Annotated in this window: 16 protein-coding genes; 5 read left to right on the top strand and 11 right to left on the bottom strand. The window is 48.4% G+C overall.

Going from position 1 to position 16,955, the window contains the following annotated elements; all coding sequences use genetic code 11:
* The first annotated feature begins 95 nt into the window (after nucleotides 1-95).
* Nucleotides 96-971 (top strand): STAS domain-containing protein, encoded by an 876-nt coding sequence (locus ADU24_RS20235; protein ID WP_053368330.1) that lies wholly within the window; start codon nucleotides 96-98, stop codon nucleotides 969-971.
* A gap of 63 nt (nucleotides 972-1,034) precedes the next feature.
* Here ADU24_RS20235 and ADU24_RS20240 read toward each other — a convergent pair whose 3' ends face one another.
* The 3 genes from ADU24_RS20240 to ADU24_RS20250 all read right to left on the bottom strand — a co-directional run bounded on the left by ADU24_RS20240 (nucleotide 1,035) and on the right by ADU24_RS20250 (nucleotide 4,777).
* Complete coding sequence (locus tag ADU24_RS20240; protein ID WP_053368331.1) at nucleotides 1,035-1,979, bottom strand: CPBP family glutamic-type intramembrane protease; 945 nt, start codon at nucleotides 1,977-1,979, stop codon at nucleotides 1,035-1,037.
* A gap of 963 nt (nucleotides 1,980-2,942) precedes the next feature.
* The gene (locus tag ADU24_RS20245; protein ID WP_053368332.1) at nucleotides 2,943-4,124 is read right to left on the bottom strand and encodes a toxic anion resistance protein; all 1,182 of its coding nucleotides are present in this window, start codon (nucleotides 4,122-4,124) and stop codon (nucleotides 2,943-2,945) included.
* On the bottom strand, nucleotides 4,121-4,777 hold the full coding sequence (locus ADU24_RS20250) for a 5-bromo-4-chloroindolyl phosphate hydrolysis family protein (RefSeq protein ID WP_053368333.1): 657 nt from the start codon (nucleotides 4,775-4,777) through the stop codon (nucleotides 4,121-4,123). Before ADU24_RS20250 ends, ADU24_RS20245 begins: the two co-directional genes overlap by 4 nt.
* A 432-nt stretch (nucleotides 4,778-5,209) precedes the next feature.
* On the opposite strand from ADU24_RS20250, the gene ADU24_RS20255 reads away from it, so the two are divergent.
* Nucleotides 5,210-5,698 (top strand): sigma-70 family RNA polymerase sigma factor, encoded by a 489-nt coding sequence (locus ADU24_RS20255; RefSeq protein WP_053368334.1) that lies wholly within the window; start codon nucleotides 5,210-5,212, stop codon nucleotides 5,696-5,698.
* An 87-nt stretch (nucleotides 5,699-5,785) separates the two neighbouring features.
* Here ADU24_RS20255 and ADU24_RS23200 read toward each other — a convergent pair whose 3' ends face one another.
* Complete coding sequence (locus tag ADU24_RS23200) at nucleotides 5,786-5,950, bottom strand: hypothetical protein (RefSeq protein WP_156324651.1); 165 nt, start codon at nucleotides 5,948-5,950, stop codon at nucleotides 5,786-5,788.
* Between the two features lie 570 nt (nucleotides 5,951-6,520).
* On the opposite strand from ADU24_RS23200, the gene ADU24_RS20260 reads away from it, so the two are divergent.
* Both ADU24_RS20260 and ADU24_RS20265 read left to right on the top strand, forming a co-directional pair.
* Nucleotides 6,521-8,140, top strand: coding sequence for an SWIM zinc finger family protein (locus ADU24_RS20260; RefSeq protein ID WP_053368335.1), 1,620 nt, complete (start codon nucleotides 6,521-6,523; stop codon nucleotides 8,138-8,140).
* Entirely contained in the window at nucleotides 8,133-11,126 is a 2,994-nt protein-coding gene (locus ADU24_RS20265; RefSeq protein ID WP_053368336.1) for a DEAD/DEAH box helicase, read from the top strand. The genes ADU24_RS20260 and ADU24_RS20265 overlap by 8 nt, the downstream gene beginning before the upstream one ends.
* A gap of 348 nt (nucleotides 11,127-11,474) precedes the next feature.
* Here the strand turns inward: ADU24_RS20265 and ADU24_RS20270 are convergent, their stop codons facing one another.
* Both ADU24_RS20270 and ADU24_RS22780 read right to left on the bottom strand, forming a co-directional pair.
* Entirely contained in the window at nucleotides 11,475-11,705 is a 231-nt protein-coding gene (locus ADU24_RS20270; RefSeq protein ID WP_053368337.1) for a hypothetical protein, read from the bottom strand.
* A complete protein-coding gene (locus ADU24_RS22780) occupies nucleotides 11,702-12,217 on the bottom strand; it encodes a single-stranded DNA-binding protein (RefSeq protein WP_082306992.1) in 516 nt (171 codons plus the stop codon). Before ADU24_RS22780 ends, ADU24_RS20270 begins: the two co-directional genes overlap by 4 nt.
* Before the next feature lie 262 nt (nucleotides 12,218-12,479).
* Between ADU24_RS22780 and ADU24_RS20280 the strand changes: the two genes are divergently transcribed.
* Entirely contained in the window at nucleotides 12,480-12,917 is a 438-nt protein-coding gene (locus ADU24_RS20280; RefSeq protein ID WP_053368338.1) for a YwpF family protein, read from the top strand.
* A gap of 424 nt (nucleotides 12,918-13,341) precedes the next feature.
* Here ADU24_RS20280 and ADU24_RS20285 read toward each other — a convergent pair whose 3' ends face one another.
* The 5 genes from ADU24_RS20285 to spoIIID all read right to left on the bottom strand — a co-directional run bounded on the left by ADU24_RS20285 (nucleotide 13,342) and on the right by spoIIID (nucleotide 16,487).
* Complete coding sequence (locus ADU24_RS20285; RefSeq protein WP_053368339.1) at nucleotides 13,342-13,566, bottom strand: hypothetical protein; 225 nt, start codon at nucleotides 13,564-13,566, stop codon at nucleotides 13,342-13,344.
* 341 nt (nucleotides 13,567-13,907) lie between these two features.
* Complete coding sequence (gene fabZ, locus ADU24_RS20290; protein ID WP_053368340.1) at nucleotides 13,908-14,342, bottom strand: 3-hydroxyacyl-ACP dehydratase FabZ; 435 nt, start codon at nucleotides 14,340-14,342, stop codon at nucleotides 13,908-13,910.
* A gap of 87 nt (nucleotides 14,343-14,429) precedes the next feature.
* On the bottom strand, nucleotides 14,430-14,705 hold the full coding sequence (locus ADU24_RS20295; protein ID WP_053368341.1) for a DNA-directed RNA polymerase subunit beta: 276 nt from the start codon (nucleotides 14,703-14,705) through the stop codon (nucleotides 14,430-14,432).
* Nucleotides 14,706-15,071: 366 nt separating this feature from the next.
* A complete protein-coding gene (locus tag ADU24_RS20300) occupies nucleotides 15,072-16,073 on the bottom strand; it encodes a rod shape-determining protein (protein ID WP_053368342.1) in 1,002 nt (333 codons plus the stop codon).
* Nucleotides 16,074-16,214: 141 nt separating this feature from the next.
* Nucleotides 16,215-16,487, bottom strand: coding sequence for a sporulation transcriptional regulator SpoIIID (spoIIID, locus tag ADU24_RS20305; RefSeq protein ID WP_053368343.1), 273 nt, complete (start codon nucleotides 16,485-16,487; stop codon nucleotides 16,215-16,217).
* Between the last annotated feature and the right edge of the window lie 468 nt (nucleotides 16,488-16,955).

Below are 16,955 nucleotides of genomic sequence, written 5' to 3' on the forward strand. Positions count from 1 at the left end.
GATCGGAAATAACTTTTTCCCGTCTTGCATTTTGCCCTAATGGATGAAAATACTATATGATAGATGGAAGAGATATGTAAAAGGGGTTCATGCTCATGAAGGATGAATTGCAGTATATTGGTGAGAAAATTATTGCAAATGATCATGTAATTGCAAGGAATGTAACGGATATTCTCGAAAAGAATGATACGTTCCGCCTCCCCCACCTGGAAATGCCCCTTGATCGGAAAGTGGATTTTTGCGCAAAATTAATCTCACTTCTTGGCGAAGCTCTTACCGGGAAACGAGAGTCCATTTTACCTGAAATTGAGGAATGGGGAAAGAAGGCTGCCGAAGTGGCGATTCGCCATCGTGTGTCGCTGACTGATTCCCTGAGGAGCGTTTCGTTTTTCAGGACTGTCGTTTGGGATGTTTTTACCGACGAGTTGGAAAAAAAGAAGTTCGCGGCCATCACGATGCTGGATGTTTCCAAAATCATTGACCCGCTACTGGACAGGGTATCGAGCGTTGTCGGCGAGGGTTTTGAAGCGCATACAACCCGGCTGATGAATGTTGCTTACACGGCGCTTGAAGAGCTTTCGGTCCCCGTTGTTCCAATTGTCGAAGGAGTCGCAGTCGTTCCGCTCGTCGGGTCAATCGACACGCGACGCGCAAAATTGATTATGGAAGTAGCTTTATCGGAAAGCACGCGCCTGGATATCCGGCAAATCATTTTTGACATTTCCGGGGTTCCGGTCATCGATACGATGGTTGCCGACCAGCTGTTCCAAATTTTCAGCGCGCTTAGGCTGACGGGAGTCGAAGCGATTATCACCGGCATCCGTCCGGAAATTTCACAAACAATTGTGAACCTCGGACTTAACTTCAATTCGGTCAAAACACGCGCAACCATGCGGCAAGCCTTGAAAGACCTTGGCATCCAAATGGTTGGCAGAGAACCAGAATTGAATTCCTCACTTATTGAAAAATAGGTTAAAAAAATAGAAACGCCTGGCCACTTAAGGTCAGGCGTTTTTCCATAAAATACTATGTGTCTATTCGCCTAACTTAACAGTGGTCTCCTGAAAAGTCGGTTTTCTCCGGGTAGCCGTTTCAATGATCCACGCCAAAATCAACACTCCGGAAAAGATTGGGGCAGCCAGCTCAAAGTAATACCACTGGACCGTCATCAGGATATCGTACAGCGAATGGACGGCAATCAAAAGCCAGAGATTCCGGCTCCACAACAGCAGCAGCCCCAAAATAAGGCCCATATTTGTAAATGTGGCAATGGTGCCTAGCGTAACACTCCATGGCTGGGGATTGGCGAGGGTGTGCCCAATCCCAAACAGGAGCGAACTGATGAAAAGGACAGCCATCAGGAAAATTTCCTCTGGCCACTTTGTCCACTTCTGCGGGAGAAATCTTTTAATAATCATGAGAAAAAGAATCATGTAGGAAATTCGGTACACTTCTTCAAAACCCGCCAGCGTATCGGAAAGGAAATCGTATCCGACGAGGTCGAACCATTCAAATATCTTGAAAGCGACCGCTTCCTCCCCGCCGTTTTCGGCAAATCCGCTTTCAACCGCCGCAGCGGAATCCTCCACATAGCTTGTGTAATTATCATTGAAATCCTTAAAGAGGATATTGGAATAGAAATTCGTAACGATTGACCCTAGGTAAAACAGTAGAAAGACAACAGCAAATTGGGAAACAATCTGCCGTTTCGGAGCCCTACCCCCAAAACCAAGGAATGTGTCGTACTCGGAGGAGAACTGAGCGCCTCCATTATCCGCTCCCGCATTTCTTGGCCCGGGTGCAAGCCGTGGGTGAAGCTTCCAGGCCAACACAATCGAACCAACCATAATCAAATTGTAAAAGTCCGAGAAAAAATAGCTGTACCTCGATAAATACAGGATCGCTTCGGATCCGACTGTGACAAGGAGCATCAGCAATAAAAGCCGTTTTGATACCGGCTGTACCAAATCATTAATCAAGTTTTTTCCCCGCTCCATATGAATTTATAGTTGCCGGTGCGAATTACCGGCTTTATTTTTTATTTTTTAGCGTTTGGCGGCCAAGTAACTGGCGGTGGACCGGAAATACCTTAACTTAGCTAAGCAGCTTTGCGAGGGCAAAGCATACCCCGTTAACAGTTACGAGGAACAATCCGCAGCCAAGTATCCATCTACTGTTGAATTCCATTTACGGCTCCTTTAGTTCATTATTTTCCACTACTTTACCATAAGATTGGACTTCCGGCATTAGAAATTTTGTGTCATTGCAAACAACATTTTTCGGCAAATGGGAAATCAATCAAACGTTTGATTGATTTCCTATTTTGGCTTGTCTTTGCTGGTTTTTTGCCTTGTGGCGGTGAAAAGAAAGTCGAAATTCCAGCGGTTTGGAAAAGAAGATAAGCCTAATTATCGTACGCTCCTAAAACCGGTTTATTCTATAGTTAAAACCTTGGCCAATTACTGGAGGAAAGCTTCAATATGACTAGCAAAATATAACTATAAACAAACTCATAATATAGTGAGGGTCTGACCCCTACTATATTCCGTACCTTAATCATAGTTATTTTTCACTAGTTATCTTAAAACATGACTAGTAATACTTAGCTATGAATGAAGCACAAAATATAGTGAGGGTCTGACCCCTACTAGACGGACAAAGAAATTATGGTTAATTTTCACTAGTTATCTTCGTTTATTTGCGCAGTGCTCATCACGGATAGGCCTCCTAATCTCGTTTGGCTGCCTTAACCGAATAAGCCGCCTAATCCAGATAAGTCCCCTAACCCAAAAAGGCACCCGACCCCTAGATTACCCGCAAACCAGGATAAACTGCCCCACCTAGATTAACCGCCAACCCCAAAGAAGACATACACCCCCGTAAAACTGCTTGCTCCTTTTTAAAAAACAGAACTGCCGGCCCAACGCCGGCAGTCCATTCATTTATTTAGGATCTCCCTTAATTTCAAGCAGTTTCTGCCTGAGGCCGCTTTCCATGAGGGCGAGGTCGTGTTCGGCCTGGCGGCGCTTGTTGCGGCCTTCCTCCTGGATGCGGAGCGTTTCCTCAAGCGTACTTACAAGGCTTTCCTGTGTCCGCTTCAGTGTTTCAATTTCGACGATCCCGCGCTCGTTTTCACGGGCGGTTTCGATTGTGTTTGTCTTCAGCATTTCCGCGTTTTTCAAAAGAAGCTCGTTCGTTGTTTTCGCGACTTGCTTCTGCGCTTCAACCGCGTGGCGTTGCCTGATGAGCGTCAGGGCAATCGCGACCTGGTTTTTCCAGAGCGGGATGGCCGTCATGATCGACGATTGGATTTTTTCTGCGAGTGCCTGGTTCGTGTTTTGAATCAGGCGGATTTGCGGCGCGCTCTGGATTGTCATTTCGCGGCTCAGTTTCAAATCGTGGACGCGCTTGTCAAGCCGGTCGGCAAATTGCAGCATGTCGTTCACTTCCTGGAACTTCATTTGGTCCCCTGAGGCTTCCGCTTCCTTTCTCAAAGCGGGAATGACCTCGCGCTGCAGCTCTTCATATTTCAATTCACCTGCGGCAATGTACACATTCAGCGCGTTAAAGTATTCCTTATTGTACTCATACAGCTTTTCAAGCATCGCGATGTCCGCGAGGAGACTGTTTTTGCTGCGGTCTAGCCTCACGGATATCCGGTCAATCTGCGCCCCTGTTTTCTGGTACTTCGATAGTACTTCCTGAATCGAGTTGGACATTTTTCCGAACATCCTCGAAATCAAGGATTTCTTCCCTTCGTTCAATTCCTCGGGGTTCACGTCGGATAATCGCTTCATCAGCTCGTTGATGATTTCACCGATTTCGCCGACATCCTTTTTCTGAACATGCTCGAGCATCGTGTTCGAGAAGGTCAGAAGCTTTGCCTGTGCCTGTGTCCCGTACGAGATCATTGCCTGGTGGTTTTTCGGGTCGATCTGGCTTGCGAGCTGCAATGCTCTCGCTTTGTTTTCTTCCGGCAAGACATCGATCAGCCGAACCTGTTTCCCTCCCCCATCCGCAGGAGCCGGCGCAATTGCTTCATTCTCCTTGGCACCGAATGGGTCTGACAATATATCATCCAATAAATTATTCGTATTCATGGCAGCTGAATTGTTCTCGTTCATTTGGTCCTCCTGTTTTCTTCAATGAATTTGGTGCTTTTCTGGCTTTCAAGCGCCTGCTTTGCGACATCGATTTCGAAATCGAGGGTGTCGATGTCGTCCTTGATAATATGGTATAAATCCTGTTCGACCGCGTCCGCCAGGCTGTCCAGAGTCCGCTGCGTTTCGTGCAGCATCAATTCAAGTTCCGTGTTCCGCTTCGGCTGCGAGGAGAGGAATGCGTACTTTTCCGCAAGCTCGATAAGCGAATCAAGGTGGGAAAAATAAAAGCGCTCGGCCTTGTAAAAACGCTTTGGCTCATCCTTCGTCAGCTTGTATATTTTCTTCGTGACCCGCAACAGGTCAATCCGCTGCTTCAATGACGGAAGATTTTTTATTGAAAAAAGGGCCTTGTGGAGGCGGCTGATTTTCCGCTTCCCCTCTTCTAAGTTCTGCTTTATATAACGATATTCCTTCCGGGTCAGCCGGTGCTGCTTCAAAAACTGCGAATTCGTATACATCCCGACAGTTTTATACGCGGCAATGCCCCCCACGATTGATATACCCGCGGAAAGGCCCCAGCCAACATTAAATGCGAATGCGCTTACCAAGCCTGTCGTAAAGGCGGTTGGGATGGCAACGGAAGTCCTTAATAAAAACGATAGAAATGGATTCATATCAATATCGACTCCTGACTCTATTGATCATGTACTCTTTAGTACGTACAAAACATTCGAATTGTTTCATCATGCTGCGAAAAGTTTATGGAAGTTTTTGCTTCCTGCCTTAACAATACACGAAAAATCCATGTGTTTCCACAGCCTGCGAATGTAAAAACAACTAAGCCTTAAGTCGTAGCCGCCCTTCCTGTAGGCTGGCCGCCAAGCTTTGTCGAAAAAATAATCCGAATTTTTTCAAAAAGTAATAAAATTTGATTTTCGACCGCTTTTTAGGTTAAAAATCCCTAATTCTCCCTGAAAAAAGACCTTTTTCGAACGTTTTTCTGCTCGAAAATTCAATTTCCGCGATTCGTCAAACAATTTGGCTGCCTGTATGGTGAAGGTACCCGGGAATACAATGGCAAGCGCGCTTTCCTGAAAGGGACGAAAGTGGAAAGCTTTGAGTACATCGCACATCAGTTTGCTCCAATGATTAACAGTATCATCCGCTCGCTGCAAATTTATAAAAATAAAGACGAATTTTATCAAGTAGGCTTGATTGCCCTTTGGGAAGCAACCAGGGGATTCAATCCGGAAAAAGGGAATTTCGAGGGCTACGCATATAGCTTTATAAGAGGGCGAATGTTGACCGAACTCACAAAATCGGCCACCTTTGCGGAGAGGAACGTTTACCAAAGTGAGGAATTCTGGGAATTAACCGGTGAAGCCGTCGAGGACGAAACCTTGCCCGAGCTGCTTCTCCTATCCTATTGCAAGGGCCTGACCGAAAATCAGAAAAAATGGGTTCTTTACACTTGCCTGGATGCCCTATCCATTAAAGAAATCGCCGATAAAGAGAATGTCAGCGTATCCGCTGTGAAAAGCTGGCGGAAGGGTGCGAAAGAGAAACTGAAAGCCGAAATAGCCCATTTGAATTAACATGAATTATTCTCCGTAGGGGTGCTGGCGGAATACCTATATAAAATCAAAAGGAGGGGTGCCGTATCAGGCATCCCTCCTTTTCTATTATATTGTATCCGATTGGGCAATCGGCATATTCTTCAAGTCTACTTTTAAATCTTCAATCATTTTTCTTGATGTCATCTCATTCTCGGTGCGTCCACGATCATAGGCCTTTTTCAGAATTTCTATAAAGATGCTTTGGCCGTCTTCCTTGCTGTTCTCCTTCACTCGCTTTTTCGCCTCCTTTTTCGCTACTTTTCACCATTCTATTAAAAATTTTGTCGGTTGTAAATGTATTCCAGTATCTTCATAGATGGCTATTTTGTGACAAAGTTCGACTTCGGAAAAGTTTTCACTTGCGTGGTGCTTCTTTTCCCGCTTGTCCTTATTTTGAAACTGGAAACCAGGTAAATTGTTGCTCGCCATAAACTTCGAATGCCTCACATTTTATGTGGGCATAAGTTCAATTTCCGTTAATTAAACCCCGGGGGTTTCTGCTGGAAGCCAGTTTTGGTTATAATAAAAGAATATGGTTTTTGCCGTTCGGAGGTTCCGGTTGTGTGGAAATTGTACAGCGTTGGAAATCGCCAGGGATGTTTGGTGTACATTGCATCTCAATCCACTTTACGGGAATTGGACGGTGTTCCGGACCGTGATTGGAATCGGGGTGCGTTGACATGTGGCGCATGCAAGAACGGGCGTAGTGGAGGCTTGTGTCGGATAGTATCCCTTGTCCGTGGCAGCTTTAGGGCTGCGGGCAGGAACTAGGGTTCATTTTTAAAAAAGTGGGGTGTTCGGATGCGGAATGAGAATTTGGCTTTAGTGTCGGAACGGCTTCGGGATATGCTATCGCCGCATTCGGAAGAGGATGCGCGGCTGATACAGAAGGGGATGCTTCTGTACAGGCAGGGGCTTGTTTCGCAGCTGCGGATGGATGAGGAAACGGTTACGGCGGTGGTTCAGGATGTGGTGCCTGCGAAAGTGCGGCTGGAGCTGCTGTTTTTTGATATGAGTGATTGTTCGTGTCCGGGGCGCGGGGTTTGCCGGCATCAGGTTGCGGTGTTTTTCGCGGCGTATGGCCGGGAAGGCAGTGTGGCTGAGTGGATTGAGGATTGGCGGTATCCGGTTCGGGAAAAGAAGGAGGCTGCGGACTGGGGGATGCAGCGTGCCCGCACGATTGTGAAGTCGACTGGGGTGGCGGACCGGGATTATCAATCTTGGCTTAACTCCTTTTCCGAGAGTTTCGACTCGATTCTGCGTTCAAAAAATTATTTGAATCCGTATGTGGTCGGCGAGTTGTTCGGGATCCATTGGCGCCGATTGAGGGCCGCTTCACCGCGCGGGGAGGAGTGGGCGCTTCTTTATGAGCTTGCCGGGATTGTGCATTCGTTCCGTGCGCTCGACGGGCTTTCAACGGAGCTTCGCCATCAGGCGGAAACGGCGGAGCGGTATTATGGGCATGTGTTTGATGATTTGCAAAGGTCGGCTGAACGGATTGCCAAGAAGCTGGCCGGGATGGCGCTGCCACTTTCATTCGATCCGTTTCTCGAGAGCCTGAAGGGGGATGTGCGCGGGCTATTGTCAGGGCTCAGGCTCGTCCCGTATGAGCGGGCGTTCCTTTATATCAATGTTTGGTCGGCATTGTTTAAAAAGAGAGGGAGCCTTGAAGACGAGGCCCGGAAGCTTGAGGAAGCCGCGGACCGCCTGAACGAGGGAGAAAACAGCCATCCTGTCCAAATTGCGATGGCGCATATCCATTTCCTTCAGTCCGAAGATGGGATGGCGATTGAGTCACTGTCAGGGCTTGACGGGCAGGAGAAAGCCCCGTTCCTCCTGTATTGGACGGATGAGCTGGCGGCGCAGAAAGAGTGGAGCCGCTCCGGCGTTTATATTGATGCGCTTACGCAAAATTTGCGGGGGACATTGGACGAGATTGGGGGCTACCAAGGTCGGACCCAATTTGCCAGGGCCGTGCTTGAATCGGCCATCCCTTATGTGGAAGGGACAGGGCGCGGCGATGTTCTCGAAAGGCTTCTCCAGCAGTCGCTCCCCTACAGCTATTATGACTACGGCAGCCTTTTATTCGAGCGCGGCGAATATGCGAAATGGGCGGACCTTCAGGTGTTCATGGGCTACCAGTACGCGGACTTGCCCACTGCGCGGCTGAAGGTACTGGAAAAAGAGCAGCCCGAAGCGGTAATTTCAATGCTGCACCAGGCGGCGGCGAAACATATTGCCGCCAAGAACCGCCCGGGCTACAAGAGTGCTGTCCGGATGCTGAAGAAATTGCGGACCTTGTATAAGAAGCAGAAGCGGCAGGCTGAGTGGAATGCGTTTTTTGACGAACTTATGGAACGGACGAAACGACTGCGCGCTTTCCATGAAGAATGCCAAAGGAGCAAGCTAATCGATGTATAAGGAACCTTTTATCAAATTGGTTGTAACAGTAAAGGAAAAAAGATGCCTGGTTGGCGCGCAGGGGAAGAATGGTGGATGGCTTCCTCCCGATTCCTGGAAATATCCGTTGTTCAGCCGCCATCCTGAAAGCTATTATGGCGCGTTCCTGGAGCCAATGAAGGATTACGGAGCTGATGTGATTGAGCTGAACGCCTGGCAGCTTGTGACGCTCTTCGCACGCGAATCGTTCAATCGCTTTTTTGAATGGGACTGGGACGAAGCGGCCGAAATTTGCCTTGCCTCCTCCCACGTTCTTTATGAAAGCATTCTGGCGAAAGAATGGCTGCCCGATTTCGCCGCATGGGAAGCCGGGACATTCCGCTGGCACCTTCCTGCCCGGGTGAGCGATGAATTCGACAGCTCGTTCTGGGAGCAGGAGCTTGAATCGGGAGGCAACCGGATGACCGCCTACGATTTTGTCGAGGAACTGTATAATCTTTCCCTCGATTCGTATTTGACCCGGAACGCCGAAATGCGCGAACTGTTCGGCCCGAAGCTTGGCCTTCTTGAGAGCAGCAATATTCCTGCGGCTGCGTTGGCGCGTTATTTTGACGAAGAAAATTGGCTGGAATGGGTCGGCATCAAGGAAAACGAGGCGCCGTTCACGATCGGGCTCCGCCTCGATGAGCCGGAGGATGGAGAAGGTTTCTGGCTCCTTGAGACGTTTTTGCGCGGGAAAAAGAACCCGGATAAGCTGTATCGCTCCGATGATTCGAGTATCCCTTCCTCCTGGCGGCCATTTCTGGACAGAGCTGCCCGTGAAGAAGAGCGCTGGGTGGAACTGATTCCGTCGCTAGGGGTATATGGGCGGCTGAAGACGTCCCTTTCCGAGGAAGAAGCGTGGATCTTTTTAACCGAATCAAGCGAAATGCTGCTCGCTCTCGGGGTTGAAATCCTATTGCCCGGCTGGTGGCAGGCGATGAAAAACGCAAACCTCCGTGTCAAAGCCTCTCTGAAGGGTACGGGGAGCCACAGGCCGTCATTCGTCGGCCTCAATGCAATGCTTGATTTCAACTGGCGCTTCTCGATGAACGGGGTTGATTTGAGCGAGGATGAATTCCGTTCGCTTGTAGAAGAACAACGCAGGCTCGTCTATGTGCGCGGCCGCTGGGTCAAGCTCGACCCGCACTTCATCAGGCAAATCCAGGATATGATGAAAAAGGCTGAACGGGAAGGCCTTCATGTCCGCGACCTGCTTGAGCAGGAACTTGTTGAAGAACCAGAGGGCGACGAGCTTGAGAACCCGCGTACTTTTGCGAAAATCCAGATCGAACTGAACCGGCAATGGAAGCAAATGATCAAGCAGCTTGGCGAATTGAACGAGATTCCTGTCGTTGATGTGCCGGCGGGGCTGAACGGGACGCTCCGCCCCTACCAGCAGCACGGCATGAGCTGGCTTTTGTTCCTGCGCCAATTCGGCTTTGGGGCGGTCCTCGCCGACGACATGGGGCTCGGGAAAACAATCCAGCTCATTTCCTACCTTCTTTCGGTAAAAGAAAAGGCCGCCGAAGCAAATGGTTCAGCTGAAGGGACCGGGCAGCCCGCCCTGATCATTTGCCCGACTTCGGTACTCGGAAACTGGCAGAAGGAGCTCGAGCGTTTTGCCCCTAGCCTGCGCGTCCATCTCCATTACGGCTCCAACAGGCATAAGGGCGAGAGCTTCGCGGAGACTGCGGCGGAAAGCGATGTCGTCCTAACGTCGTATGGGCTGAGCCATCTTGATGAAGAAGAGTTCAGCCGCATGGAATGGGGTGCGATTGCAATTGATGAGGCGCAAAATATTAAAAACGCGAACACGAAGCAGTCCCGGGCTGTCCGGAAGCTTCGCGGGCTCCATCACATTGCCTTGACCGGGACGCCGATGGAAAACCGCCTATCCGAGCTGTGGTCAATTTTCGATTTTACGAATCATGGCTATCTCGGAAGCCTCGGGCAATTCCAGAAGCGGTTCGTGATTCCGATCGAAAAGGAAGAAAAGGTTGAAAAGGTGCGCGAACTTCAGGCTCTCATCCGCCCATTCCTGCTCAGGAGGACGAAAAAGGATGAGGATGTCGCGCTCAACCTGCCGGATAAACAGGAGCAAAAGGAATATTGCCCGCTGACCGCCGAACAGGCCTCGCTGTATGAGCAGCTTGTCCAGGATACGTTCACCCAGCTTGAGAAGCTGACCGGCTTTGAACGGAAAGGAATGATCCTCCAGCTTTTAAGCAAGTTGAAGCAGCTTTGCAACCATCCAGCCCTGTATTTGAAGGAAACGTGGATGGCCGGGGAGGCTGTCGGATTGTCAGGCATGGCGGAAAGCGGCGAGGAAGAAGATGGCGCCAGATTGGATGACAGCCAAACCCCTGCTGTAGAAATAGTTGGAGGAAAAGAACGTCCGGGTACATTAACCACTCGCGCCGGCGCTTCCGGGAGGGATTTGGTCGCCAGGTCGGCCAAGATGGAGAAGCTTGTTGACCTTGTAGACGCGGTCCTCGACCAGGGCGAAAGCTGCCTGATTTTCACCCAGTACATCGAGATGGGGGAAATGATCAAAGCCGCGTTGAAGAGAAAGTTTGGTATTGATGTTCCATTCTTGAACGGCAGCGTGCCGAAAGCGAAACGGGACGAAATGATCGCCCAGTTCCAGGAGCATGCATTTCCTGTGTTCCTGCTGAGCCTGAAAGCCGGCGGCACAGGGCTGAACCTGACCGCTGCCAACCATGTCATCCACTATGACCGCTGGTGGAACCCAGCCGTCGAGAACCAGGCGACCGACCGCGCCTACAGGATTGGCCAGCAGCGGTTCGTCCACGTCCACAAGCTGATCTGCACAGGGACGCTGGAGGAAAAAATTGATGCGATGCTTGAGAAAAAACAGCACCTCAACGATCAGATTATCCAGAGTGAAAACTGGATTACCGAACTGTCGACAGAGGAATTACGCAATCTCGTCTTTTTGAAATAATAGGGTTCCGCAAACGGAAAAGGCCGCTGAATTGGCAGTTCAGCGGCCTTTTCCTATATAACAGGGGGTTTTTATCCAGTATGTCCATGGCATTTAAAAATATACATTCAGGTTGTTTTTTTCACGGATTCTGTAACAATATTATTATGATGTTTGGCCCCTTTGTCAGGGAAAGGATAATTTTTTTCGAAAAAAAAAGCCGGCGAATCAATGCGCCGGTAGAGTTGGGGTAGGTTTCGGGGAGCCAATTGATTTTATTTCTGCGGGGATCTTTGGTGAAGTTTTTTTAAAAGGGAGGGACTCTCGGCAGGGGCATACATCGTAATGATGCGAAGCCGATGCGGGGGACTAGAGGCGAAAGAGGAATCCTTGTTCCTTTAAAGGCAGCTGCGGCATTTTTGAAGGGCAGCCGTCGCATGTTTGTTTCCATTCATTCTCGTATTCAGCAAGCCGGTTTTCCAAAATGAGTATCCTGCTGTGAAGGCTGCTGACATGTTCATTTGTTTTCCCGGTCATTCTAATCAGGCTTTCGAGCAGCATTTCAAGGCTCTCCCCTACATTGCTCTTGTTTCTATTCAAAATGGGAACTCCTCCTTTGCAGCGTCGGATGGCTCCTTTTCAAAAGTAAACGGCGGTGGAACCGGCTGGGAGCGTTGGTATTGATCATGGCTTGCCGCCGGAATTTGAGCGGCTTGAGGGGCTTGCTGGGCACCCATGACAGGGACTGGGACTGCCCTCGAATTTTCCATTTCATGCGAAGTTGCCTCGGACGGCTTGCTGCTCAGGAAACGGATGGATTCGGCAACGACCTCGGTCACATAAACCCGTTTTCCATCCTGGTTGTCATAATGCCGTGTCTGGATTCTTCCGGTGATCCCGACCACCGAACCCTTGCGGCAATATTGAACGGTGTTTTCCGCGGCTTTTTTCCAAAGGGTGCACTGAACAAAATCGGTATCATAATCGCCATTGCTATTTTTATATTGCCTGTTCACGGCCAGAATGACATTTGAAACCGGCGTACCTTCCGTTGTGAGCTTCAATTCCGGATTTTTGGTCAGCCGCCCCACAAGCGTTACTTGGTTTATCATTAGCTTCCAGCTCCTTTCGTTGATGCGTCCATCTTAACGCCTATGGGGGATTTATGTAAAACCGGCAAAAAACGATTTTGGGGCTACTTTTTGCCCTAAAAAGCAGTTTCCAGGCTGCAAAGAGAAACTTTTGCCGCTGTTTTCCCCCAATTTTCGCGATATTCAGCATTTCGGATATTACTTTTCGACAAATCCAGGTCGACGCTTGAATGGGCGATTATGTTATAATACAGGCAAAATCATTGCAGGGAGGGTTGCTGGAGTGAAAACATTTAAACTGGTGTCACTTGAAATCCTCGATGGCGAGGAGTCAACGGAAATCAACCTGGAAAGCGGTTTGATTATCAACAAGGAAGACGAGCATTCCAACTGGCTTCTTGAAGCCTATACCGGACTCGAGCATCATGACTATTTTAAAAATTTGTCTGACACGGGAAATGAATTTATCGTGCAGGCAGTTATTACGCACAAGGATAACGATCCGGCATATTTCCAGACCAGGGTTTGCTCCCTGAAAAAGTTTGAAGAGCATATCAGCGTCCTCCTGGAAGGCCAGCTAAGAAAAACGAAAAACAACTATGCCGAAATCCTTCTTGGCCAATTGCTTGACCAGGGCTATAAGGGAAACATCCTGCTTGATGAATTCAAGGACAAAATGCAGCGCAAACCGAAGCTGAAGACCAGGAAAACCGAGGTTTGAGGTTTGGGGTTTGAATGAACGAAACAAGGGCAGCTCCATTGGGGCTGTTTTTTTATTGGGATGGGGGATTTGGATGGCATTTTTGCTGGATAAATGGTTTGCCAAATGATGATTTAGTGCGGCCTTGCATACTGAAATCTCTCTCACCTTCATCCAGTGGCGAATAACTTCATGCGCACACAATCTTTTCGACAATTGGAATTCAATCAAACGTTTGATTGAATTTCCTGGATTGCGCGCAGTACAGGGAGTTTGCGAAATAAATCCCCGCGGAAATTGACGGGATTTGGAGAGGGCTGTGGACCGCAGGGAGGGTCTATAAGATGGGAGCCGGTGAATTCCTGGTTCATGCTGGAACTTGTTCCTGCTGGAAATATAAAAAGGCCGGAAGATTTCTCCGTCCTTATTTTTCGCTTGATTGCTTTTAGCGGTGCTTTTTCCTGCCGTTGTTGTCATCATTTGCATCGCTTGGCAGGCCATCTTCGTCAACCCTGCCGTCATTATTCGGATTTACATCGTTCCCTTTATAGTCCTGGATGCGATTCTGAGACGGAGGATTTTGTTCATCGTCATTCGTTCCACAGCCTGTTAGCGTTAGCATCGCTCCGAAAATCGTCCCTGTGAGGAGAATGGACACTATCTTTTTCATAGTAAAAGCTCCTTTCATTTTGAGTTAGGCCGGTCATCGGCTTCTCTTAAAATGCCCAAAATCGAAAGGAACTTGCATCCGGAAATGGAAGTCGGTATAAAACAACAATAAACATACAGTGCCAGTTACAGTCTTTGAAGGAAAGTATGCGGCACTGTATGCTTTAATGTTCTTACTAAATAAACCAAAATCAAAAACAATAAACCCATTCAAGCAAAAATAAGCCAAAATACCCATCATTAATATGTGGCCACTATGCCGCCACACTTTGGTGCCCACTACGGTGCCTGGCACCCGATTGGCACCTGATTTAAGCCACCGAATTTAGATTGCACAGTGAATTATTTGTTTTGGTCGATGAGGGCGAACATGATTTCGACTTCGCAGGCGAGTTCTCCGTCGACTGTGGCGATTCCCTTGCCTTTTCCCATTGGGCCGCGGAATCGGATCATTTCTACTTCAAGGCGAAGCTGGTCTCCGGGATAGACTTGCTTTTTGAAGCGGCAGTTGTCGATGCCGGTGAAAAATGCAAGCTTGCCGCGGTTTTCCTCACGTTTTAGCATGGCGACAGCACCAACCTGGGCGAGCGCTTCGACAATCAGGACCCCTGGCATGACCGGGAAATCCGGAAAATGGCCGTTAAAAAACTCCTCATTGGCGCTGACATTTTTAATGCCGACCGCGCGTTTCCCTTCTTCGACTTCAACAATTTTATCTACAAGCAGGAATGGATAACGGTGAGGGATGATTTCTTTAATTTGTTTAATATCAAGCATATTAGTACCTCCTCATAATATGAACTAATAAAACCATTCTACTGTTTCTCAATAAAAAAAGGAAGGGATTTCTCCCCTCCTCCTTATTCATTTCTTGATAAGGTCAAGAATATGTGTCCATGTTGACTTATTAAAAACATCCCCGGCATTTCCATCCCCGAGCACTCCATACCCGAACATCGCCCCGCCCACAGCGCAGAGGAAAATCAGAAGGATGAACAGGATAATCCTGAGCCAGATTGGAATAAGCCTGACCCGTACGTATTTCCGGTTCCCGGTGGCTTTTCCCATTCTTTCCTTCTTCGACTTTTTATACTGTTCGCGTGTTTTCGGCCCTTGCTGCTTATATGAGATAGAAGACATAGTGAACTCCTTTTATTCGGGAACCATGGCAAACCAGGCTCCTTTTTGAAAAATGTATCGAAATTTCTCTATCCCTATTATAAGGAAAAACAGCAAATTAAACATCCTTTTTCACCAATACCTTAATTTAGAAACACTTTATACAGCACAGCCAACTCATATTCGCCGGTTTAACTCATTCGGGCGTGAAATGGCAACTAATCCGGGTAGGGCTTTAGGTATCCTTAGCCAAAGCCTTCCGGGGTTGAAAATAGCTAAATTTCTTCACAAACCACTCTTCAAATCGGCAAAAACTTTCATGTTCCCTCTCCAATAAATAATAAAAGCCCGGCTAAAACTCCTGCCAGGCTTGTAATCCATTCACTTTTAACCCAGTTTCCTTCTGGCAATCCGGTCGATGTTATCGAGCATCACGCCAGTCCCGATCGCTACACAATCCATTGGATTCTCGGCAACCAATACAGGTACCTTCAGTTCCTCGGCAAGAAGCTGGTCAATCCCGTGCAAAAGGGCGCCACCTCCGGTAAGGATTACGCCGCGGTCGATAATATCGGCAGAAAGCTCAGGCGGAGTTCGTTCGAGGACACTCTTCGCCGCCTGGACGATTACCGCTACCGATTCACGAAGGGCCAATTCGATTTCCTCGGAATGGACCGTAATAGTACGCGGCAGGCCGCTGACCATATCCCGGCCACGGATCTCCAGTGATTCCTTGCGCGACCCAGGGAAAACGGTGGCGATTTTTATCTTTATATCCTCAGACGTCCGCTCACCAATCAACAGCTTGTACTCGCGTTTGATATAGCTGAGGATTTCCATATCGAAATTATCGCCAGCCATTTTAATGGAGGAGGAAGTAACAATGTCACCCATCGAAAGGACGGCGACATCGGTCGTTCCTCCACCAATGTCAACTACCATGTTGCCGCTTGGCTGGAAGATATCCATTCCTGCCCCGATCGCAGCCACTTTCGGCTCTTCTTCAAGGTAAATCTTCTTGCCGCCGCTTTTCTCCGCAGCTTCCTTGATCGCCTTTTGCTCAACGCTCGTAATGTTCGTCGGGCAGCAAATCAGGATGCGCGGCTTCGACAAAAAGCCTTTCACGTCAAGCTTGTTAATAAAGTACTTCAGCATGGCCTCCGTCACATCGAAGTCGGCGATAACCCCGTCCTTCAACGGGCGGATTGCAACAATATTGCCAGGTGTACGCCCAACCATACGGCGCGCCTCTTCCCCAACAGCAAGTACACGGTTTGTATTTTTATCAATCGCAACAACGGATGGTTCATTCAGCACAATTCCCCGGCCCTTCACGTGAATAAGCACGTTGGCCGTTCCCAGATCTATCCCAATATCCCTTGCAAACATTGCTTCTTTCTTCCTCCTCGAAAACGGATTCCACATACTGTCCTAATTTTCTATTGTATCATAACGATTCCGTTTTCAATACCTTTTAAAGGCGTTTAAGGAGAATTTTGACGAAATTTGTTACATTTTAATGGTAAAAGACTACTTAACAGGCTCGCTTTCCGCATCTTCCTTCTGGTACTTCATCTTCGTTGCTTCCCCGCCCCGCAAATGGCGGATTGATTTATGGTAATCAAGGATTTCCTTTACTTCATTTGCAAGCTCCGGACTAATCTCAGGCAACCTTTCCGTCAAATCTTTATGGACCGTACTTTTGGATACGCCGAACTCCTTCGCAATCACGCGAACCGTCTTCCTCGTCTCCACGATATACTTTCCAATCTTGATAGTTCTCTCTTTGATGTAATCGTGCACACCACTCGCCCTCCCTTAGTTGGATGTGAGAAGTGTGAAATGAGACCCGTTATCACTTCGACGAAATTCTGCCTTCCGCACCCATGGACCGGCGCGGCAGACGGCAGCCTTTTTTACAAAAAAAGCCCTGCCCTCTGACCCTGTGAGGTCTAAACAAATCCCTGGCTAAATACACGTTCTCCTCAAAACGACTCTTCACCTCAAACACTCTCTTGTAMAGGTTTGATAACAGTTTATTAGCTTGGATAGGCGAATATGCACACCGGACAAGGAGTGTCGGGAAGTTTTTGAAAAAGGGGGCAATGCACCCCGTTCCTCCCCACCCTTTTGTTCCCCGGACACACCCGGTTCCACGAGGAAAACAGCTGGGAACCCCGATCTACATCTGCACATAATCACTGGATACCATGGTGGATTTTACAAAAGAGATAACAGCGGGTTAAACTGGTACCCATGTCAAGGACACAA

It is taken from the genome of Bacillus sp. FJAT-27245 (assembly GCF_001273955.1).
In the GTDB taxonomy this organism is placed as follows: domain Bacteria; phylum Bacillota; class Bacilli; order Bacillales; family Cytobacillaceae; genus Bacillus_D.

What these genes read in the sequence shown, in the direction of transcription:
- ADU24_RS20295 (WP_053368341.1), bottom strand. Translation starts at nt 14,705, where the DNA reads ATGTCTTCTATCTCATATAAGCAGCAAGGGCCGAAAACACGCGAACAG.
- ADU24_RS20245 (WP_053368332.1), bottom strand. Translation starts at nt 4,124, where the DNA reads ATGAACGAGAACAATTCAGCTGCCATGAATACGAATAATTTATTGGAT.
- fabZ (WP_053368340.1), bottom strand. Translation starts at nt 14,342, where the DNA reads ATGCTTGATATTAAACAAATTAAAGAAATCATCCCTCACCGTTATCCA.
- ADU24_RS20300 (WP_053368342.1), bottom strand. Translation starts at nt 16,073, where the DNA reads ATGTTTGCAAGGGATATTGGGATAGATCTGGGAACGGCCAACGTGCTT.
- ADU24_RS22780 (WP_082306992.1), bottom strand. Translation starts at nt 12,217, where the DNA reads ATGATAAACCAAGTAACGCTTGTGGGGCGGCTGACCAAAAATCCGGAA.
- ADU24_RS20265 (WP_053368336.1), top strand. Translation starts at nt 8,133, where the DNA reads ATGTATAAGGAACCTTTTATCAAATTGGTTGTAACAGTAAAGGAAAAA.
- ADU24_RS20285 (WP_053368339.1), bottom strand. Translation starts at nt 13,566, where the DNA reads ATGAAAAAGATAGTGTCCATTCTCCTCACAGGGACGATTTTCGGAGCG.
- ADU24_RS20235 (WP_053368330.1), top strand. Translation starts at nt 96, where the DNA reads ATGAAGGATGAATTGCAGTATATTGGTGAGAAAATTATTGCAAATGAT.
- ADU24_RS20260 (WP_053368335.1), top strand. Translation starts at nt 6,521, where the DNA reads ATGCGGAATGAGAATTTGGCTTTAGTGTCGGAACGGCTTCGGGATATG.
- ADU24_RS20250 (WP_053368333.1), bottom strand. Translation starts at nt 4,777, where the DNA reads ATGAATCCATTTCTATCGTTTTTATTAAGGACTTCCGTTGCCATCCCA.